General features: G+C 35.6%; 11 protein-coding genes. 7 read left to right on the top strand and 4 right to left on the bottom strand.

The features are described 5' to 3' along the window. Positions 1-4 precede the first annotated feature (4 nt). From lolA1 to ribB, 3 genes are all read left to right on the top strand, one after another. Positions 5-643: an outer membrane lipoprotein periplasmic chaperone LolA1 gene (gene lolA1, locus Q4Q39_RS08830; RefSeq protein WP_303282060.1), complete on the top strand. Its 639-nt coding sequence runs from the start codon at positions 5-7 to the stop codon at positions 641-643. Positions 644-746: 103 nt separating this feature from the next. Further along, positions 747-2,723 carry an LptF/LptG family permease gene (locus tag Q4Q39_RS08825; protein ID WP_303282059.1) on the top strand — a complete coding sequence of 659 codons (1,977 nt, stop codon included), beginning with the start codon at positions 747-749 and terminating at the stop codon, positions 2,721-2,723. A 15-nt stretch (positions 2,724-2,738) separates the two neighbouring features. Next, the gene (ribB, locus tag Q4Q39_RS08820) at positions 2,739-3,902 is read left to right on the top strand and encodes a 3,4-dihydroxy-2-butanone-4-phosphate synthase (protein WP_303282058.1); all 1,164 of its coding nucleotides are present in this window, start codon (positions 2,739-2,741) and stop codon (positions 3,900-3,902) included. Here ribB and Q4Q39_RS08815 read toward each other — a convergent pair. The 4 genes from Q4Q39_RS08815 to Q4Q39_RS08800 form a co-directional block, all read right to left on the bottom strand. Beyond that, complete coding sequence (locus Q4Q39_RS08815; protein ID WP_303282057.1) at positions 3,899-5,470, bottom strand: family 16 glycosylhydrolase; 1,572 nt, start codon at positions 5,468-5,470, stop codon at positions 3,899-3,901. The two genes, ribB and Q4Q39_RS08815, sit on opposite strands and share 4 nt — an antisense overlap. Before the next feature lie 140 nt (positions 5,471-5,610). Continuing rightward, complete coding sequence (locus tag Q4Q39_RS08810; protein ID WP_303282056.1) at positions 5,611-6,804, bottom strand: DegT/DnrJ/EryC1/StrS family aminotransferase; 1,194 nt, start codon at positions 6,802-6,804, stop codon at positions 5,611-5,613. 23 nt (positions 6,805-6,827) lie between these two features. Continuing rightward, on the bottom strand, positions 6,828-7,457 hold the full coding sequence (locus tag Q4Q39_RS08805; RefSeq protein ID WP_303282055.1) for an NAD(P)H-dependent oxidoreductase: 630 nt from the start codon (positions 7,455-7,457) through the stop codon (positions 6,828-6,830). A gap of 157 nt (positions 7,458-7,614) precedes the next feature. Beyond that, the gene (locus Q4Q39_RS08800) at positions 7,615-8,577 is read right to left on the bottom strand and encodes a helix-turn-helix transcriptional regulator (protein WP_303282054.1); all 963 of its coding nucleotides are present in this window, start codon (positions 8,575-8,577) and stop codon (positions 7,615-7,617) included. A gap of 89 nt (positions 8,578-8,666) precedes the next feature. Between Q4Q39_RS08800 and Q4Q39_RS08795 the strand changes: the two genes are divergently transcribed. The 4 genes from Q4Q39_RS08795 to Q4Q39_RS08780 all read left to right on the top strand — a co-directional run bounded on the left by Q4Q39_RS08795 (position 8,667) and on the right by Q4Q39_RS08780 (position 17,088). Next, the gene (locus Q4Q39_RS08795; RefSeq protein WP_303282053.1) at positions 8,667-9,497 is read left to right on the top strand and encodes a type II toxin-antitoxin system RatA family toxin; all 831 of its coding nucleotides are present in this window, start codon (positions 8,667-8,669) and stop codon (positions 9,495-9,497) included. A gap of 603 nt (positions 9,498-10,100) precedes the next feature. Beyond that, on the top strand, positions 10,101-10,982 hold the full coding sequence (locus Q4Q39_RS08790) for a leucine-rich repeat domain-containing protein (protein ID WP_303282052.1): 882 nt from the start codon (positions 10,101-10,103) through the stop codon (positions 10,980-10,982). A 33-nt stretch (positions 10,983-11,015) separates the two neighbouring features. Further along, positions 11,016-13,610 carry a leucine-rich repeat domain-containing protein gene (locus tag Q4Q39_RS08785; protein ID WP_303282051.1) on the top strand — a complete coding sequence of 865 codons (2,595 nt, stop codon included), beginning with the start codon at positions 11,016-11,018 and terminating at the stop codon, positions 13,608-13,610. Between the two features lie 340 nt (positions 13,611-13,950). After that, positions 13,951-17,088, top strand: a complete 3,138-nt coding sequence (locus Q4Q39_RS08780) for a T9SS type B sorting domain-containing protein (RefSeq protein WP_303282050.1) — start codon at positions 13,951-13,953, stop codon at positions 17,086-17,088. Positions 17,089-17,610 lie beyond the last annotated feature (522 nt).

The raw sequence follows: 17,610 nt of genomic DNA, 5'->3' as shown, positions 1-17,610 counted from the left end.
GACAATGAAACATATTACTGCATACTTACTTATAGCTTTTACAATAACCACAAGTTTAGCCCAAAACAAGGCAAAAGCATTATTAAATGAGGTGTCCCAGAAAGTAAAAAGCTATGAAAATATAGCTATAGACTTTAAATATACACTTGAAAATACTTCTGAAAATATAAAACAAGAAACGAGAGGAGATGTTATCATGAAAGGAGATCAGTACAAATTGAACATTCTTGGAATTGTACGTCTTTTTGATGGAAAAACACTTTACACTATAAGTCCTGAAGATGAGGAAGTAACCATTTCATCTGAAAATGATAACGAAGAAGATGCTATCACACCTAGTAAAATGTTATCTTTTTATGAAGACGGTTATATTTACTCTACCGACATTGAGCAAAATATAAAAGGTAGAAAAATACAGTATATCAAATTAATACCAATAGATTCAAAATCTGAAATAAAATACATTCTGTTAGGAATTGATGCACAAACTAAGCACATATACAACTTAATCCAACTTGGAAAAAATAGTACAAAAACAACATTCACTGTTAATTCTTTTAAAACAAACGAGCCTTTATCAAAAACCTTATTTACCTTTGATGCTAGTAAATATGAAGATTATTACATTAATAAATTAGATTAGATAAAGACTTGTTTTAAAGATTTAATATGAGAACGAAGTACTTATATACGTTCTTAATTTTATAATTAGCTTGTTAAACAAATGATTAGTAAAATTTGAACATGTGAAAATATTAGACCGATACATACTAACAACATATCTTAGAACTTTTATCAGTGTGTTTATTATACTCATGCTGATATTTATTTTACAGACCATTTGGTTATATATTAAGGAACTTGCTGGTAAAGATTTAGATATTGGAGTTATAGCAAAATTCCTGATTTACTTCATGCCTAAGTTAATCCCTTTGGTATTACCACTTACTATACTACTTGCATCCATTATGGTATTTGGGTCTTTTGCAGAAAACTATGAGTTTGCTGCCATGAAATCGACAGGAATATCTTTACAACGCGCCATGTCTGGACTTAGCATCTTTATTGTCATATTAGGGTTTGTTACTTTTTTATTCTCTAATAATGTCATTCCATGGGCCGAATATAATATACTTAATCTACGAATAAACATTAAAAACACCAAGCCTGCAATGGCTATTGCCGAAGGTCAGTTTAACCCCATTGGAGAAAACTTTAATATTAAAGTAGCAAAAAAAAGTGGCGATAATGATCGCATACTTAACGATGTAACCATTCATATTAAAGGAGGCAATCGTAATAGATTAAACTTAAAAACTATAAAGTCAAAAACTGGAGAATTAGTGAGTGAAAAAAACTCCAATACTTTAAAGCTTATACTCTTTGATGGTAATTATTATGAGGATATTTTACCAAGAACCACAAAAGCAAAGAACAAAAAGCCATTTGTTAAAAGTACTTTCGAAAAGTATATTATTAATATTGACTTATCAGATTTCAATAAAGTAGATTTTGACAAAAAATCACAAACAGATAAATATAGTATGCTAAATATTAGCAGTTTAAATAAAACTATTGATTCTCTTACCGAAAAAAGACAGACTGATTATCAATCGTTTTCAAAAAATTTATTTCAACGATCTGGTATAACCAAAACTATTAGGACAAAAAAAACAAAGAAAGCTATTAATGATTCTATTAATACAGGAAACCTTTTTGATCTTTTTAGCCCTGCAAAAAAGTCTGAGTTAGTCGACAAAGTCGAGAAATCAATAACCAGTGCAAAACAAATCACTATTTCCAAAGAAAAGACCAGAAAAAACTCTAAAATTTTAATTAACAGACATCTTATCTCTTTGCACGAAAAATTTGCTTTAGGTTTTGCTTGTATCATTTTGTTTTTTGTTGGAGCACCTTTAGGAGCTTTAATACGCAAAGGAGGTATTGGTTTGCCTATGGTTATCGCCATACTGTTATTTTTAACGTACCATTTTATAGGTATTTTTGCCACTAATAGTGCTAAAAGCGGAAACCTTAACCCTATTTTAGCTAGTTGGTTTTCAACTTTAATGATGCTTCCACTAGGTATTTTCTTAACTAAACGAGCCACAGAAGATAGAGGTATATTCGAGTTAGGAAATATTATTGAACCATTAAAGAGGGTCTTAAATATTAAAGAAAAAGATGCTATTGATTATAAGTTTCTTTCTCCTTATAAAGATGAAGAACTCTGTAATGTCATTAATAACTACGAGTCGCTTGGACATGACGAAAACATTCGTTACGAAGCCATAAAACTGTTAGCCGGTAGAGGACTTTCAATAAAACAAATTAGAGAAAAAGGAGTTAACATCAATGGTGATTATGATGTCTCAGAACACATCGTTAAAAAATACAAGAGTCAAGCTAAATTTGCTATTATTTCATATGCTATAGGTGCGATATTACTCATTTTATTTTTTGTATGTAACAATAATAAATTACCATCATTAGCCGCAGTATTAATTAAAGTCAGTATTGGTGCATTTGTTTTATTTGTGCTGTTTTATATAAGGCTTTTAATTAAAACCTTCAAGTTTTATAATCATATTAAAAAGAAAGATAAAAGACCTAACTTTTTCTTTTTATTAATAGGACTTCCTTTATATATGATTTCATATGCTTTTTTAAATGTAAAAATTAAGGAAGACTTAAAGCTAAATTGTTTAAATTCTTTAAAATAGCAATATCTTTGCACTATGATAGCAGATACAATGACACAAAAAACGACCCCCTCTAAATTCAAATTAAATACGATACACGAAGCCATTGATGATATTAGAAATGGAAAAGTAATTATAGTTGTTGATGATGAAAACCGTGAAAATGAAGGTGATTTTGTTGCCGCTGCCGATAAGGTAACACCGCAAATGATAAACTTTATGGCAACTCATGGCAGAGGTCTTATCTGTACACCATTAACAGAGAACAGATGTAAAGAACTTGAGCTTAATATGATGGTCCGTAACAATACCGATCCTATGGAAACAGCCTTTACAGTTTCTGTAGATTTAAGAGGAGGCGGTGTTACTACGGGTATTTCAGCTGGAGATAGATCAAAAACCGTGAAAGCATTAATAGACTCAGGCACTAAACCCTTTGAATTAGCTAGACCTGGGCATATTTTTCCTTTAGTAGCTAAAGAAGGTGGTGTACTAAGAAGAACCGGACATACAGAAGCTGCCATTGACTTTGCCAGATTAGCTGGTTTACAACCTGCTGGTGTTATAGTAGAGATCATGAATGAAGATGGTACCATGGCACGGTTACCAGAACTTATAGAAGTTGCTAAAAAACTAGATCTTAAAATTGTTTCAATAGAAGATTTAGTGGCTTATAGAATGCAGCACGATTCTCTAATTGATAAAAAAGAAGATTTTCAAATCGAAACTCGATTTGGAAGCTTTAGATTAAGAGCTTACAAACAAACTACTAATAATCAAGTACATATAGCATTAACAAAAGGGCAATGGAAAGATAATGAAGAAGTCCTTACCAGAATAAATTCAACTTTAGTTAATAACGATATTTTAGGTACTCTAACAAATAATGTCGATAAACAATTAGTTGACATGTTTAAAGTGATTAATGATGAAGGCAAAGGAGCTATTATTTTCATTAACCAAGAGTCTCAATCTATGAATATTTTAAAACGCCTATCCGTTTTAAAAGAAAATCAAAAATCTGGTGACATATACAAAGCACCTAGAATAAATATGGATTCGAGAGATTTTGGTATTGGTGCACAAATTCTTCATGATTTGAATATCCATAAGCTAAGACTCATTTCCAATTCAACACAAACCAAGCGCGTTGGCTTAATTGGTTATGGCTTAGAGATCGTAGATTATGTTAAATATTAACGTTTTATAATTTTCTTGATTGTAACATCGTTATCCGAATAAATTTTCAGCAAATAAATTCCAGAATTTATATTAGAAATATTTATAGTATGATTTGGCTTTTCTTTACCAATCACTAAATTTCCGATTAGATTATAAATTTCAATTTTATCTATATCTCTAATCTCCTTAATATTTATTATATCAGATATAGGATTTGGATATATTTTAAATTCTTGCTTAGAATTTTCCCCTATATTTAATATATTATTTTGATATACCCTAACATAATCAATCACCATACTACTCAGATTAAAACTAGGATCTATAGTTCCTGCAGTTCCCCCCATAGCAACATTAAGTAAAATATATTGATCTTGAGTAAATGGCCATGTTGAAGCATCTTTAACAGATGGATTGTAAGTGTAATAACCGACATTATCAATTAAAAATGTGATTTGATCTGGTGACCAGTTAACTGAATACACATGGAAATTATTTGCCACATCTGTAAGTACTTTCGACTTGTAGTTCATTGTATTGCCATTACAACCTGTACAAGGCGTATGTAATGCACTAGATACATGGTTTATTGCACCTAATCCATGTTCCATAATATCAATCTCCCCACAAGCAGGCCATCCTACTGTACCGTAAGTTGGTTGCCAAAAACCTCCAGGTTCATTTATATTTTTACCTAAAGTCCAAATAGCTGGCCATGTACCATCTCCTTCTGGCAATTTTGCTCGAACATCTATTCGACCGTAAGTAAATGCAAACTTAGAATTTAACCTAGCAGATGTATAATCTAATTCAACGCCATTTTGAGTAATGGTCTCACTTTTAGCAGTAATGTATAAACAGTCGTCTTCAACTTTAGAGTTAGTAAGGCTATTTGTATAGTGCTGTTCTTCATTGTTATACCATCTCCCTCCATTTGGACCAACGGTTTGGTGATGCCACTTAGTTGAGTTTACAGCACCATTTATATCAAATTCATCTGCCCAAACCAGATCTGTATACTCTACATCAATTGCATTAGGATTTTGTGGCACAGCAACATCTTCTATATCATCAATTAAGTAAGTACCCGACTTATTAGTTCCTCCGTCAATAAAAATTACTAATCTACTGTATGTTCCAGAAGCATTAATTGCTGTTGTACCGTCTGAACCTAAAACCGCATTAGCAAAATCAAAAGTAATATCATTTTTCCAACCAAAACCATTGGTATTTACATTAACTTGAACATCTGGGTTAGCGCCTCCATTTTCAAGTTTTAATAATATGGTATGAGCATCTGGATCAAACTGATAAAAGTCTAGCTGTATTGTTTTTTGTAAATCTAGATCAATAGGTGAAGCCAAATCAATAAAAAAACCTTGCCAAAAATCAGATCCATCATTAAAAAATTGTCCGACGCTATCATTTGAATCTTCCGGATTATTTCGTTTTGAAAAAACGGAATTACCAAAAGCAATAAAACTATCTGCAGGATCGTCAGAAAAATCAATTGGCATTTGTTGTCCAAATGTTAAGCCTGATATAAAAAATAGTATTAAAAATAATTCTAAGTGACGTTTATCCATAGTTTGAACTTATTAGTTTCAAAACTATGAATTACTTTATGTAAACTTAAATAATTAACCACAACAAAAACTATACAAGGTTGTAAATTGTTGCTTTTAAGTTTTGTCCCTTAAACGATAGCCAAAGCTCTTATATTTTTTTACAATGATTCAAGTATTGATGCTTTCATTTTATTGGCTCTATCTCTTATTTCTTCTTCTGTCCAGGATAGTTTTATTAAGCAAGATATGTTTCTTCCTATATAATGATCTGATTTTGAAAAATCTTTATCTTTAAGCTTAGATATACTTTCTTTAACTTCATTTGAAATTGGATACAATGATTTTAAATCTTTTAGGTGATCCCACTTTCTAATATAGTGCCAATTGTTGTTATAATAATTCCAACAAGCATCAATACCATTTTCTTTAAAACTTTGTGACACTTTTGTTGCTGTTTCGAAATCTGGCAAAAAGAAATTTAAAAACGAATAACTTTCTTCTCCTCCTTCCGGAACAGTTCTAAAGGTAACTTCTGGAATTTGAGATAGAGCATCTCGAATGATGGTATAGTTTTTCTTTTGAATCTCTAAGAACTCAGGTAATCGCTTTATTTGCGCTAACCCAACTGCAGCGTGCAATTCTGAAATTCTAAAATTATATCCTAAAAAAGGATGTGTTTCAGCTCCTCTATCAATCCCAATATGATCGTGTCCGTGGTCACTGTAATGATCTGCATTTATGTAATATTCCTTATTATTTGTAATAACAGCTCCACCTTCACCACAGGTAATTGTTTTTACAAAATCAAAAGAAAAGCAACCAAGATCACCTATACTCCCTAATGGTTTACCATTATAGCTCCCTCCTATGGCTTGACAGGCATCTTCAACTAATAATAAACTATGTTTATCGCAAACTGCTTGTATGGCATTCATATTTCCCATACTACCACACATTTGCACCACCATTACGGCTTTTGTTTTTGGAGTAATAGCTGCTTCAACGGCTTTAGGATCTACAGCAAGTGTCTCATCAATATCTACTAAAACAGGAACGGCTCCTAGCATCATTATAGCTTCAAAACTTGCTACAAAAGTAAATACAGGCATAATAACCTCATCTCCTGCTCCTACTCCAGCTGACGCCAACGCTACAGAAACGGCAGCGGTACCACTCGAAACAAGCTGTACATGATTTGTTTTAAACGATTCTTGTAATGCAGCTTCTAATTCTTTTGATTTCCAATGGCCGTTCCGCATACCATCGAATCCATAGCGCATTAAAACACCGCTGTCTAAAACGTCATTAACCTCGTTACGTTCTAATTCTCCAAATAATTCAAATCCTGGCATAAATAATATAGTTGTATTTTAATTTATAATTCAATAATTGCGTCATCAATTGACTTTCTAACTTTTTCAAATTCAGAAAACATATCATCATCTGCTCTATAACCAACAGGCAATAATAAAACAGATTTTAAATTCATTTCATCTAATCCTAACACATCGTCAAATTCCTTAGGTAAAAAACCTTCCATAGGACATGAATCAATCCCTTCTACAGCACATACAGTCATTAAATTACCCAATGCAATATAGGCTTGATTTTTTGACCACTGTTGACGTTCTTTAATAGACATGTTCTTCATGGTATTAATAAGATCTAGTCTATAAGGATCTAAAATAGCATCTGATGTATCTCTTATCGATTTAATATTACCGTAATACATATTAATATCTTCTTCAGTAATATCATTTTGAATACAAATCACAAGTAAATGAGATGCTTCTATAACTTGTTTCTGATTAAATGAATGTTTAACCAATGGCACTCGTTTAGCTTCGTCTTCAACAACTACTAATTTTATAGTTTGCAGTCCAAAAGAAGTCGCCGTTAGATTAAAAGCTTCTTTTAAAATATTAAGATTCTCGCCTGAAAGCTTCTTATTTTTATTAAATTTTTTAGTAGCATAACGCCATTGTAACTGCTTTATAGTATCCATTTCTTATTAATATGTGTGCAAAAATAAGGTTTGATATTTTGTTTTTTACAATATTAACAGATAAAAATTATATGTCTTAAAATATGTAAGCCTATTCATGAAATCCTAACTCACCTACCTCATTATAACTCTAAAAACTAAAGAATAAATTCCAACACTAATTTCTTTTATGCTTCCAAGATTTTACCGCATGTAAATAGGCACTAGATTCCGAATAACCCAAAATATGTGCAACATCCTTAATTTTTAAATGCTTTTCATTTGTTAGATAATTAGAAAGTTCCTCTTTAATCGTATTAACAATACCTCTAAAAGACATACCTTCATTAGTTAATTTTCTTTGCATTGTACGTTTGCTATAAGGAAATTGTTTTTGAACCTGCTCGAAATTTGGAATCTCAGGCGAGCACATATTCAAGGTCATATTTCGTATTAAATACGAGAAAGCCTTATCATCTTCCTTATTTTCATTTAGCATAGCAATAAACTTTGGTAATAAAAGCTCAATCTCTTTAATCTTATTTTTATTAATCTCAGTATTTACAATCTCCAATGGTAGTACAATCTGATAGTTAGAATGATGAGTTACTTCCAATTTTAGTGAATCATTATAAGGCTTATCATCAATATATGGTAACCTGATTTTTGGTGCAAAAGGATAAGGAAGCATTAGTTTTAATTCTCTATATATAATACTTAACACCATATCTAAAAGATGTCTCTTTAGTTTTGAATCTTTAACAGAACTATCCAATTGTAACATATAATTTTGTGAGTCATCTACCACCTCAACCGAAACCAATGGAAACTTATTATCTAGAAAATTTTGAAGAATTAAAACGCCTTGTTCTATACTAGAGGTATTCAAAGATATGTTCAGTACTAATCCTAAGGCTCCTAAATTAAGGTAACTCCCAAAATACAGACCACTATAATCATTTTTAGTCAATTGAATGACTTGATCAAATACCACTAAGTACGCTTCAGCATCAACCATTCCTTCATGATTATTGATATCAATATTTTGGTTCGCCAAAAGGCGCTTCAACATAGAAGCATCAAGATTATAATACGATGCATAATCTAATAAGCTAAGCAAATATGGTGCAAAAATTTTCATATTGTAAATATATTAAAGTTTGGCGCAAAGTATCAACAAAACAAATGATGATAATACTAATTTAGAGCTTTAAAACAAAGAATACTCGCATGAATACATTACAAAAAAGCTTAACAGCAAATGCCATATTTTCAATATTAAATGGCGCTCTATTATTAACATTTCAAAAAAAAGTAGAACAAATATTTAAGATAGAACCTAGCAACTTTTTCTTTATACTTGGCATATTACTAATTTTCTTTGCTTTAACGATAATTATTGAGGTTAAAAAACAGAGAGCATTAGCTGTTTTATGGATTATCATTCAAGATGCACTATGGGTTATAGCAAGTAGTATTTTATTACTGTTTAACCCTTTTTATATATCGGCAGAAGGAAATATAATAATAGCCCTAATTGCATTAGTAGTACTTGTGTTAGGTTATGGACAAGCAAAAGGTTTAGCAAGAATGGATGAAGGCAGTAAAAAAGGTCTAAAAGTGTTTAAATTTAAAAGAAAGGTACATGGCAGTAAATCAAAAGTTTGGAAAGTAATCTCTGATGTAGCAAACTATCATGAAGTAGCTCCAAATATTGATGATTCTAAAGTAATCTCAGGAGAGAAAAAAGGTATGGTACGTTCTTGCTCTCACGGTAAAGATAGTTGGACCGAAACATGCACGTTATGGGAAGATGAAAAACAGTATTCATTTATAGTTAATACAAAAGCACCCGATTACCCTTATCCGCTAAGATCTTTAAAAGGCACTTGGATCGTTGACACAATTTCAAGTAATGAGAACGAAATCACAATGATTTTTGAATTCGAATATAAAAAGGCAATACAAAACATTCTTGTACATCCTTTAATGAAGTATAAATTCACAAAAGTATGTAAAGAACTATTAGACAATTGGCAGAAAATGATTGAAAGTGAATAATCAAAATTTAAGACAAACAAGAGATCTTATATTAAAATAAGTTTATTCTTACTTATTATAAATAAACCATAATTTTAAATACCATTAGTAAAAAGGTAGAAAGAATTCAATCCTTTTTCACCAACAAAAGCAATTATTTTTTAAAAGCAAGTAAACCCTGTGAGCCGTCCTAAAATAGGTTGGCAGTTTTTAAATAAATTAAATTAAACCGTTGAAGCTAGCTTCAACGGTTTAATTATTGTTTCAAATCCCCGCCGTTGCCAATTGAACTAAGATCTAACTCAATAAACACTTTACTCTTATAAACCAATGGTTGATCTAGTTCTATGCCATCACTTCACTGCGCATACATTTTGTTGGATAGCCCTTTATTGGAAACAAAGGTGGGGTTTTAGTACGGGAGTGGACGATAAAAAGTGCCCATATCGATTAAAACCAGGACAAACAAACCAGCAAAGGGGATTATCTGGATTTCTATTATCCCAAAAATACCGTATAATATCCCATTTTTAAAGGAGTTTAACACTAATTATTGAATATTTTCTCTGTTTGGTCATTCTTTGCCTTGAATTAATATTCAAGAAGTCAAAAAAGAATAACCAAATGAAAAAACAATTACAATTAAAATGGAGCTTTGCCATTCTTTTTATAGTGTTAACAGTGACCACTTACGGTCAAAACAACTTAGGAAACACCTTTACCGTTGATGGCCTTGAATATAAAATTACATCGTTGAGCCCTAATACCGTAAAGACTACGGATTATATGGGTACAACAACAGAAGTCACTATCCCCGAAACGGTTCAGGACTATACGGTGACCGTTATTGGTAACGACGCTTTTAAAGAAAAAGGATTGACCAGTGTGACTCTACCAAACAGTATAATTAATATTAGAGATTGGGCTTTTTCCACTAACAATTTAACCGAGGTTATCATACCGGGCAGTGTGACACATATTGGGAGTTATGCTTTTGTGGTCAACCAATTGGATAGTATCGTCATACCCAACAGTGTCACCAATATTTGGGAGTGTTTTTTTTCCAATAATCGATTGACCAGTGTGACCAGCATTGGGAGTTATGCTTTCCTAGACAATCAATTGACCGAGGTTACCATACCGAACAGTGTAGTCTATATTTGGGATTGGGCTTTTTGGAACAACTCAGGTCTTGCCACAGTGGTAGCAGAGGGAACCATTCCTCCATCGCTCCGCGAAGATGCCTTTGCACCTGCCCATAATAATAAAGGTAATGCGGGCAACATTGTTACAGTTTACCCGAACCCGGCACAAGATAATATCCACATTACATTAAGTGATGGTGAAGCGTTACAGCAAGTAAACCTATACAATACTCTGGGGAGACATGTGTATTCGGCAAACGCCCTGCAAATAGATATAAGCCATTTACCTGGCGGTATGTATATGCTGGAAATAGAAACCAAAGCAGGAGAGAAAGTGGTGAAGCGAGTCATTATAAAATAAACGACGCAGTATAAATTAATAAATATAAAAGTTATGAAAAGACAATTAAAATTAAAAAAGTGGAGTTTTACGTTTTTTAGTATGTTGTTACTATCAATAGCTACTTATGGACAACAAAACTTTACTCATAATAACATTCAATATGAAGTTGTTTCTGGGACTACTGAGGTAAAGGTTATAGGCTATGATGGTACGGCAAGAGAAGTCGATATCCCCGAAATTGTTAATAACTATACGGTAGTCGCTATAGGGGCAAAGGCTTTTTTTAACCCTACCACCGCCTCTAGCTCTGAAAGGCTTAAGGAAATAACCATACCACCTACTGTAACTAGTATTGGAAGAGAGGCTTTTGCTAATAACGAATTAACTAGTATTGATTTATCGAACGTGACCACCATTGGAAAACAAGCTTTTGAAAATAATCTGTTGATCAGTGTTACTATGTCCGAAGATTTGGTAACCATCGAAGACTCTATTTTTAAGAACAATAAATTGAGAAGTATTGAGATACCGAATAGTGTGGAAACTATCGGAAATAGTGCTTTTGGCACCAACGAATTAATCAATAGTGTGACCATCCCAGAAAATGTAAAAACTATTAAAGAATGGGCTTTTGCAAATAACCCCTCAGGTCCTAGTCATCATGGACAAGGTGTACCACTACCAGTAAAACGTGGGATTGTCACAGTGTTTATGAAACCTATTGAACCGCCGGGTACGCCGATTACTAAACCGGAGATTCATACTGTTGGAAGCGATATATTTACAACAACACGTGCTCAATATGTAGTTGCAGGGACAAATGACCCCCTACCCCCTCTGCCCCGCAATGGTGTAATAGATTTGATAGTGCCCGAAGGGAAAGCGTCTGTTTATAGAAATTGGTATGTTGGAAACTATTTTAAAACCATTAGAGAAGAGAGCTTTACCGTTAATGATATCACGTACAAAATAACAAAAATAACTCCCGGTGGTGGCGAGGTTATGGTAATGGGGTATCAGGGACAGGGACAACTAACTAATGTAAATATCCCTGAAACAGTTAGTAATATTGTATTTGAATATAATTATATTGATATTAATAATGATGATGTTAATGATGTTACGGAATATAAGGTAACAGGATATGAATATAAGGTCACCAGCATCGGTCCGGGGACTTTTAGTGGTAAACAATTATCTAGTATTGACATACCCGAGAATGTAACAAGTATTGGGGAAAGCGCCTTTTCTAATAACCAATTGACCAGTGTGACCATACCAAACAGAGTGAGCAGTATTGGTAATAATGCTTTTAAGGATAACGCCCTTGACATAGTGGTAGTAGAAGGTGACATAAAAAGTACCAGAGCCCCATCTATATCTATGGATGACTCAGAAAACCCCTTTGGCGATGCAGCAGCCCGCAGCCAAATAGATTTAATAATAAGTGTAGATAATAGAGATAAATTTGTAGATGGCTGGACGGGCTTTAACAACGTTATAGATACCTTTACCGATGATAAAAACATCGAATACGAAATCACATCGTTAAATAATAACCCCTATTATGAGGTTAGAGTATCTGGATACGACGACTCAGCTACCAATACCGATATAGAGATTCCTGAAGACAGAACGGTAGGCAACCTAATTGAGTTTAAGGTAACTGCTATAGGGCCTGCAGCATTCCAAAAACCAGAGGATCCTAACGCTCCTGTCGTCAGGTTAACGAGCGTTGATATACCAGACAGTGTAACAAGTATTGGATCTGCTGCTTTTCAGTTTAATGCATTGACCAATGTTGTTATACCCAACAGTGTAACAGCTATTGGAGCTGCTGCTTTTGAAGGAAACGGATTGACCAGTGTTACCATATCAAAAAATATCACAAAGGGACATATGGGGACAAATGTTTTTAGCAAAAACAACTTTGAACAAGTTACCATTCCAGAAAAAATGGAATTTATCCCAAATAGTACGTTTAGTAAGAACTCAAACTCAAAATTTATCAAAGTTGTGATACCAGATAATGTGACCGTTATCGGAAACAGAGCTTTTGCTGAGACCAAATTGAAGGAAGTAATCTTACCAAAAGAACTAGATACTATTGGGGCATGGGCTTTTTCGATTGCCCCAGCCCTTGTGAAAGTGGAGATAAAGGCAGAGTCCCCCCCATCACATATTATAGATTTGACAACTCTTGGTAGTTTAATACCTGGTAGACATATTAACCAACAAGTCTTTACGACAGGATCAGTATCACTAACAGACAATAGTCTTAATTTTCTAGACCGTCGTCATGAAATAGATTTGATAGTACCTGAAAGTGCCGAACAAGCTTATAGAGATGATGATTTCTGGGGAGGGTTTAAAAGTATCAATGGTGATGTGACAATGTCTTTAAATAATACAAATGAGCTCAGGGATTTTACAGTCTATCCCAATCCGGCACAAGATAAGATCCACATCCGATTAAGCGATGGGCAAGCGTTAGAGCAAGTAAACATCTACAACATGCTAGGTGCCCATTTGTATACAACACACACCTCACCATTAGATGTAAGCCATTTATCCGGCGGGATGTATATACTGGAAGTAACAACCAAAACAGGCGCTAAAGCTGTTAAAAAAATTAGCATAAAATAACGTGAATATTGTTTAAAAGTTCAAGATGCACTTCGAGCTTGTGGACAAAAATTTTATCAAGCGGTTATAGTGACGTATGTCTGGTCGAGCGCAGTCGAGACCTTTCTAAATTAGGAACTATTAACAACCTCTCGACGGAGTTTATATTGAGCAAAGTCGAAATGCTCGAGGAGACATTATCAATACTATGAAAAACAGCTACTTGTAAATGACGTCAATGGTAGTGCCACGTCATAAGCGTAGTGTATCGAGAAGCTTTATCAGTCGAAAATTTACGTTAAAATAAACTTAAACAGGACGATAATTATAAAACTATAAACCTAAAAAACAAATAACTAACATGAAAACCCAAATACTATTACAATTAAAACGATATGCCATCCTCTTGGGCTTCATAAGCTTAAGTAGTTATGGCCAGGAACCAATAGGACACCCTATCATAGGGGATCAAGATCATCATGGTCTGGGGGAAACCACAAGTCTGTCGGCAGATGGCAATACCGTAGCCATAGGATGCTGGAGTGTAAATCAATTTAGTAATAATGGAACTGTACGTGTTTATGGAAAAATAAGAGATACCCAATCTCCGGGTGGTTTTAAGTGGGAACAAATAGGTGATACAATAGCATCAGAAACCAATTTAGGAACCCGTAAAGGAGAAGAATTCGGAAGAACCATAAGCTTGTCGCATAATGGTACTGTTCTGGCTATAGGAGCCAGAGGTAATGATGGAACGGGTACAGATGCAGGCCATGTACGTGTGTATAGAAGAGATGCCCTTGATAATTGGGTACAAATAGGCAATGATATTGATGGTACGCAAGCATGGAGCCTATCGGGATTTGATGTGAGTTTGTCCGGAGATGGTAATGTCGTGGCCATAGGAGCTCCGTTTTTTGACGTTAACGGCCTTTCTAATGCTGGCCAGGTACGGGTATATAGAAGAGATACCAATGATAATTGGGTACAAATAGGCAGCGATATTGAAGGGCGGTCAGAGGGCGAACGGTTGGGGGTAAGTGTGAGCATATCCAATGACGGTAACACCCTGGCCATGGTAGCGCTTCATCTTGGATCACCATATACTGTCGAGAATAGAACAAGATGGGATTCTAAGGGGTTAATAACAAGAGTATATAAAAATGATAACGGCACTTGGGTTCAGGCAGGTGATTTTACAGGTAATCAAGGAACGGTTACCCGTGATGATAGAGGGGGCTATGTACGGCTAACAAGAGACGGGAATACCCTGGCCATAACTTCAGCTGTAGATGGATCTGTACGTGTGTATAAAAGAAGTGCCAATAATAATGATAAATGGCCCCAGAAAGGCAATGAACTAAAAGGGGCTTTTGGATATGGCATAGCATTATCTGATGATGCAAATACTTTAGTGGTAGGGACGCCCCATGTCAGTCTTAATAATCTATTAAGTGTGGGCAGAGTAAGTATTTATAAATATAGTTCCTATAATACCTGGCAGTTAGTAACTGATTTTGATGGTGAACATAGAGGGCATCTGTTGGGCAGCAGTAACAGTCTTAGTTTATCTTCAGATGGGGCTGTGTTAGCCATGGGAGCTTCTGACCATGGTTTTAATACTACTACTGGGTACAATCTGTTAATTGGTCGGGCACGTATGTACTATATAGGCGAAATTGGTGTTTCCATACAGGGCGCACCGGCAGCAGTAAATACTACAGATCCTTTTGAAGTGACCTTTACCTTCGATAGAGGCGTTACCGATTTTAACGAAGGAGATATTGCTGTTACCAATGCCACAATTGGTAATTTTACGGTCGTCAACGCATCCACATATACAGTTGCCGTTACACCTATATCCATATGTGGCGACGATGACGATATTACCATTAATATTCCTGCAAGTTCGGCATTCGATATAAATTCCAACATCCCCAATTTAGCAGCGCAGGAGGTCGTTGTCAACACCGGGGTTGTAGCGTCCGCCAAGGACATTACCGTACAGTTGGCTCCCAATGGTCTAGCGACCATCTCACCAGAGGATCTGAACGACGGTTCCGGCCATAACTGCGGCCATGGAGCTGCGCTCACACTAAGCCTGGACAGGGATACCTTTACCTGTAGCGATGTAGGAACTCCGGTAACCGTAACCCTTACTGCTACTTCTGGTAATCAAACGGATATCTCGACCGCTGTGGTGACCGTGGAAAATAATACCAATAACCTTGTGGCAGCGGCCAAAGATATGACCGTTCAATTGAATGCCGACGGAGAGGCCTCCATCAGCCCCGGGGAAATAGACAATGGTTCCGGGAGTGGTTGTAACAACACCAACCCCATTTCATTAAGTCTGGACAGGAACGTTTTTACCTGTGACGACGTGGGCATGGCGACCGTTGTGCTTACGGCCAAACAGGGTAGTGAAACGGCAACGGCAACAGCAACAGTAACCGTAGAAGCGCATTTGGACAACCTGGTAGCCATTGCAAAAGATATAATCGTACAGTTGGATCCCAATGGGCAGTTCACGATCTCACCAGAAGATGTGGACAATGGTTCCGCTTATGGCTGTGGCAACATCCCGGAATTGAGCCTTGACAGGGATACCTTTGACTGTGATGATGTGGGTACCCCGATAACGGTGACCCTTACAGCTACACAGGGCAATAATTCAGATACGGCGACCGCTGTGGTAACCATTGAAGAACATTTGGACAACTTGGTGGCCATTGCAAAAGATATCACCGTGTGGCTGGATGCCGATAGACTGGCGACCATCTCACCAGAAGATGTGAACGATGGTTCCAATTATGGCTGTGGCAACATCCCGGAATTGAGCCTGGACAGGGATACCTTTGACTGTGATGATGTGGGCACCCCGATAACGGTGACCCTTACCGCTGAACAAGGCAGCAATACAGCCACAGCGAGGGCCTTGGTGACCGTGGAAGTGCCTTTGGACAATCTAGTGGCCATTGCAAAAGATATTACCGTGCAGCTGGATGCCAGCGGGCAGGCGACCATCTCACCAGAAGATGTGAACGATGGTTCCAATTATGGCTGTGGCAACATCCCGGAATTGAGCCTGGACAAGAGTACTTTTACCTGTGACGATGTTGGTACCCCGGTAACGGTGACCCTTACCGCTGAACAAGGCAGCAATACAGCCACAGCGATGGCTCTGGTTACCGTAGAAACTACCAACAATTGTGAGGACCAACCTCTTGCGGATTTCAATAGAGGGTTTTCTCCCAACGGCGATGGCATTGCCGATACCCTGGTGATCGAAGGCCTTGAAAAGTATAGAAACAATGTGGTGAAAATATATAACCTAAGCCAGCGGTTGCTGTTTAGCGCCCATTATGGCGGCCCCGGCGATGCCTGGGACGGCACCCATAAAGGCGGACGGGTGCCCGTTGGCTCCTATGTATGTGTTATAGACTACAACGAACCAGAGCTGGGACACGAAACAAAAATGATATATGTCAATTATTAATCTTCCCGCTTCCCTAATGATAGGTAGTAATAACAAGAAAAGTAAAGAGCTCTTTTCAAAAATCGTGATGATGGGATTTGGTGATCCTTATAGGTAGCACAAACGATTGTTCAAAGACCGAGGATCGGTTCAAATCAATATAAAAAAGGCTAACAGATGAATCCATAAACATTGAAACGAAGCTATTGATTAGGTTCCTACTTGCTTCTTTTTGGTAGTTCAGCTCTTAGACCCAAATAATAGCTTCTTGTACTGTCTGATCTTCGGGAAGTTTATTCAATAATATAAGGAAGTCAAAATGTAATTCAATGTAAACCCGTTTATGAAAAAAAAATAACAATGGAAAAAAAGATATTACCAAAATATTACATGAATAAAAGAAGTATCCTGAAAACCAAAAGAACGGGAAAACAACATATGATGGAACGTTTGGAAAATGGAAACTCGGTACTCGTGGAGGTTACCGACTATGTGCCATTGACATTTACAAGATGTCTAAATAACCGCTGACATCATGGAAGC

Source organism: Flavivirga amylovorans, from assembly GCF_030540875.1.
In the GTDB taxonomy this organism is placed as follows: Bacteria; Bacteroidota; Bacteroidia; order Flavobacteriales; family Flavobacteriaceae; genus Flavivirga; species Flavivirga amylovorans.
Note: the sequence above shows the minus strand (reverse complement) of the source record. Positions and strands in the feature narration are given on the sequence as shown.

Excerpts from the sequence above, each read along its gene's own strand:
- lolA1 (WP_303282060.1), top strand. The coding sequence starts at position 5 with ATGAAACATATTACTGCATACTTACTTATAGCTTTTACAATAACCACA.
- ribB (WP_303282058.1), top strand. The coding sequence starts at position 2,739 with ATGATAGCAGATACAATGACACAAAAAACGACCCCCTCTAAATTCAAA.
- Q4Q39_RS08815 (WP_303282057.1), bottom strand. The coding sequence starts at position 5,470 with ATGGATAAACGTCACTTAGAATTATTTTTAATACTATTTTTTATATCA.
- Q4Q39_RS08810 (WP_303282056.1), bottom strand. The coding sequence starts at position 6,804 with ATGCCAGGATTTGAATTATTTGGAGAATTAGAACGTAACGAGGTTAAT.
- Q4Q39_RS08805 (WP_303282055.1), bottom strand. The coding sequence starts at position 7,457 with ATGGATACTATAAAGCAGTTACAATGGCGTTATGCTACTAAAAAATTT.
- Q4Q39_RS08800 (WP_303282054.1), bottom strand. The coding sequence starts at position 8,577 with ATGAAAATTTTTGCACCATATTTGCTTAGCTTATTAGATTATGCATCG.
- Q4Q39_RS08795 (WP_303282053.1), top strand. The coding sequence starts at position 8,667 with ATGAATACATTACAAAAAAGCTTAACAGCAAATGCCATATTTTCAATA.
- Q4Q39_RS08790 (WP_303282052.1), top strand. The coding sequence starts at position 10,101 with ATGAAAAAACAATTACAATTAAAATGGAGCTTTGCCATTCTTTTTATA.
- Q4Q39_RS08785 (WP_303282051.1), top strand. The coding sequence starts at position 11,016 with ATGAAAAGACAATTAAAATTAAAAAAGTGGAGTTTTACGTTTTTTAGT.
- Q4Q39_RS08780 (WP_303282050.1), top strand. The coding sequence starts at position 13,951 with ATGAAAACCCAAATACTATTACAATTAAAACGATATGCCATCCTCTTG.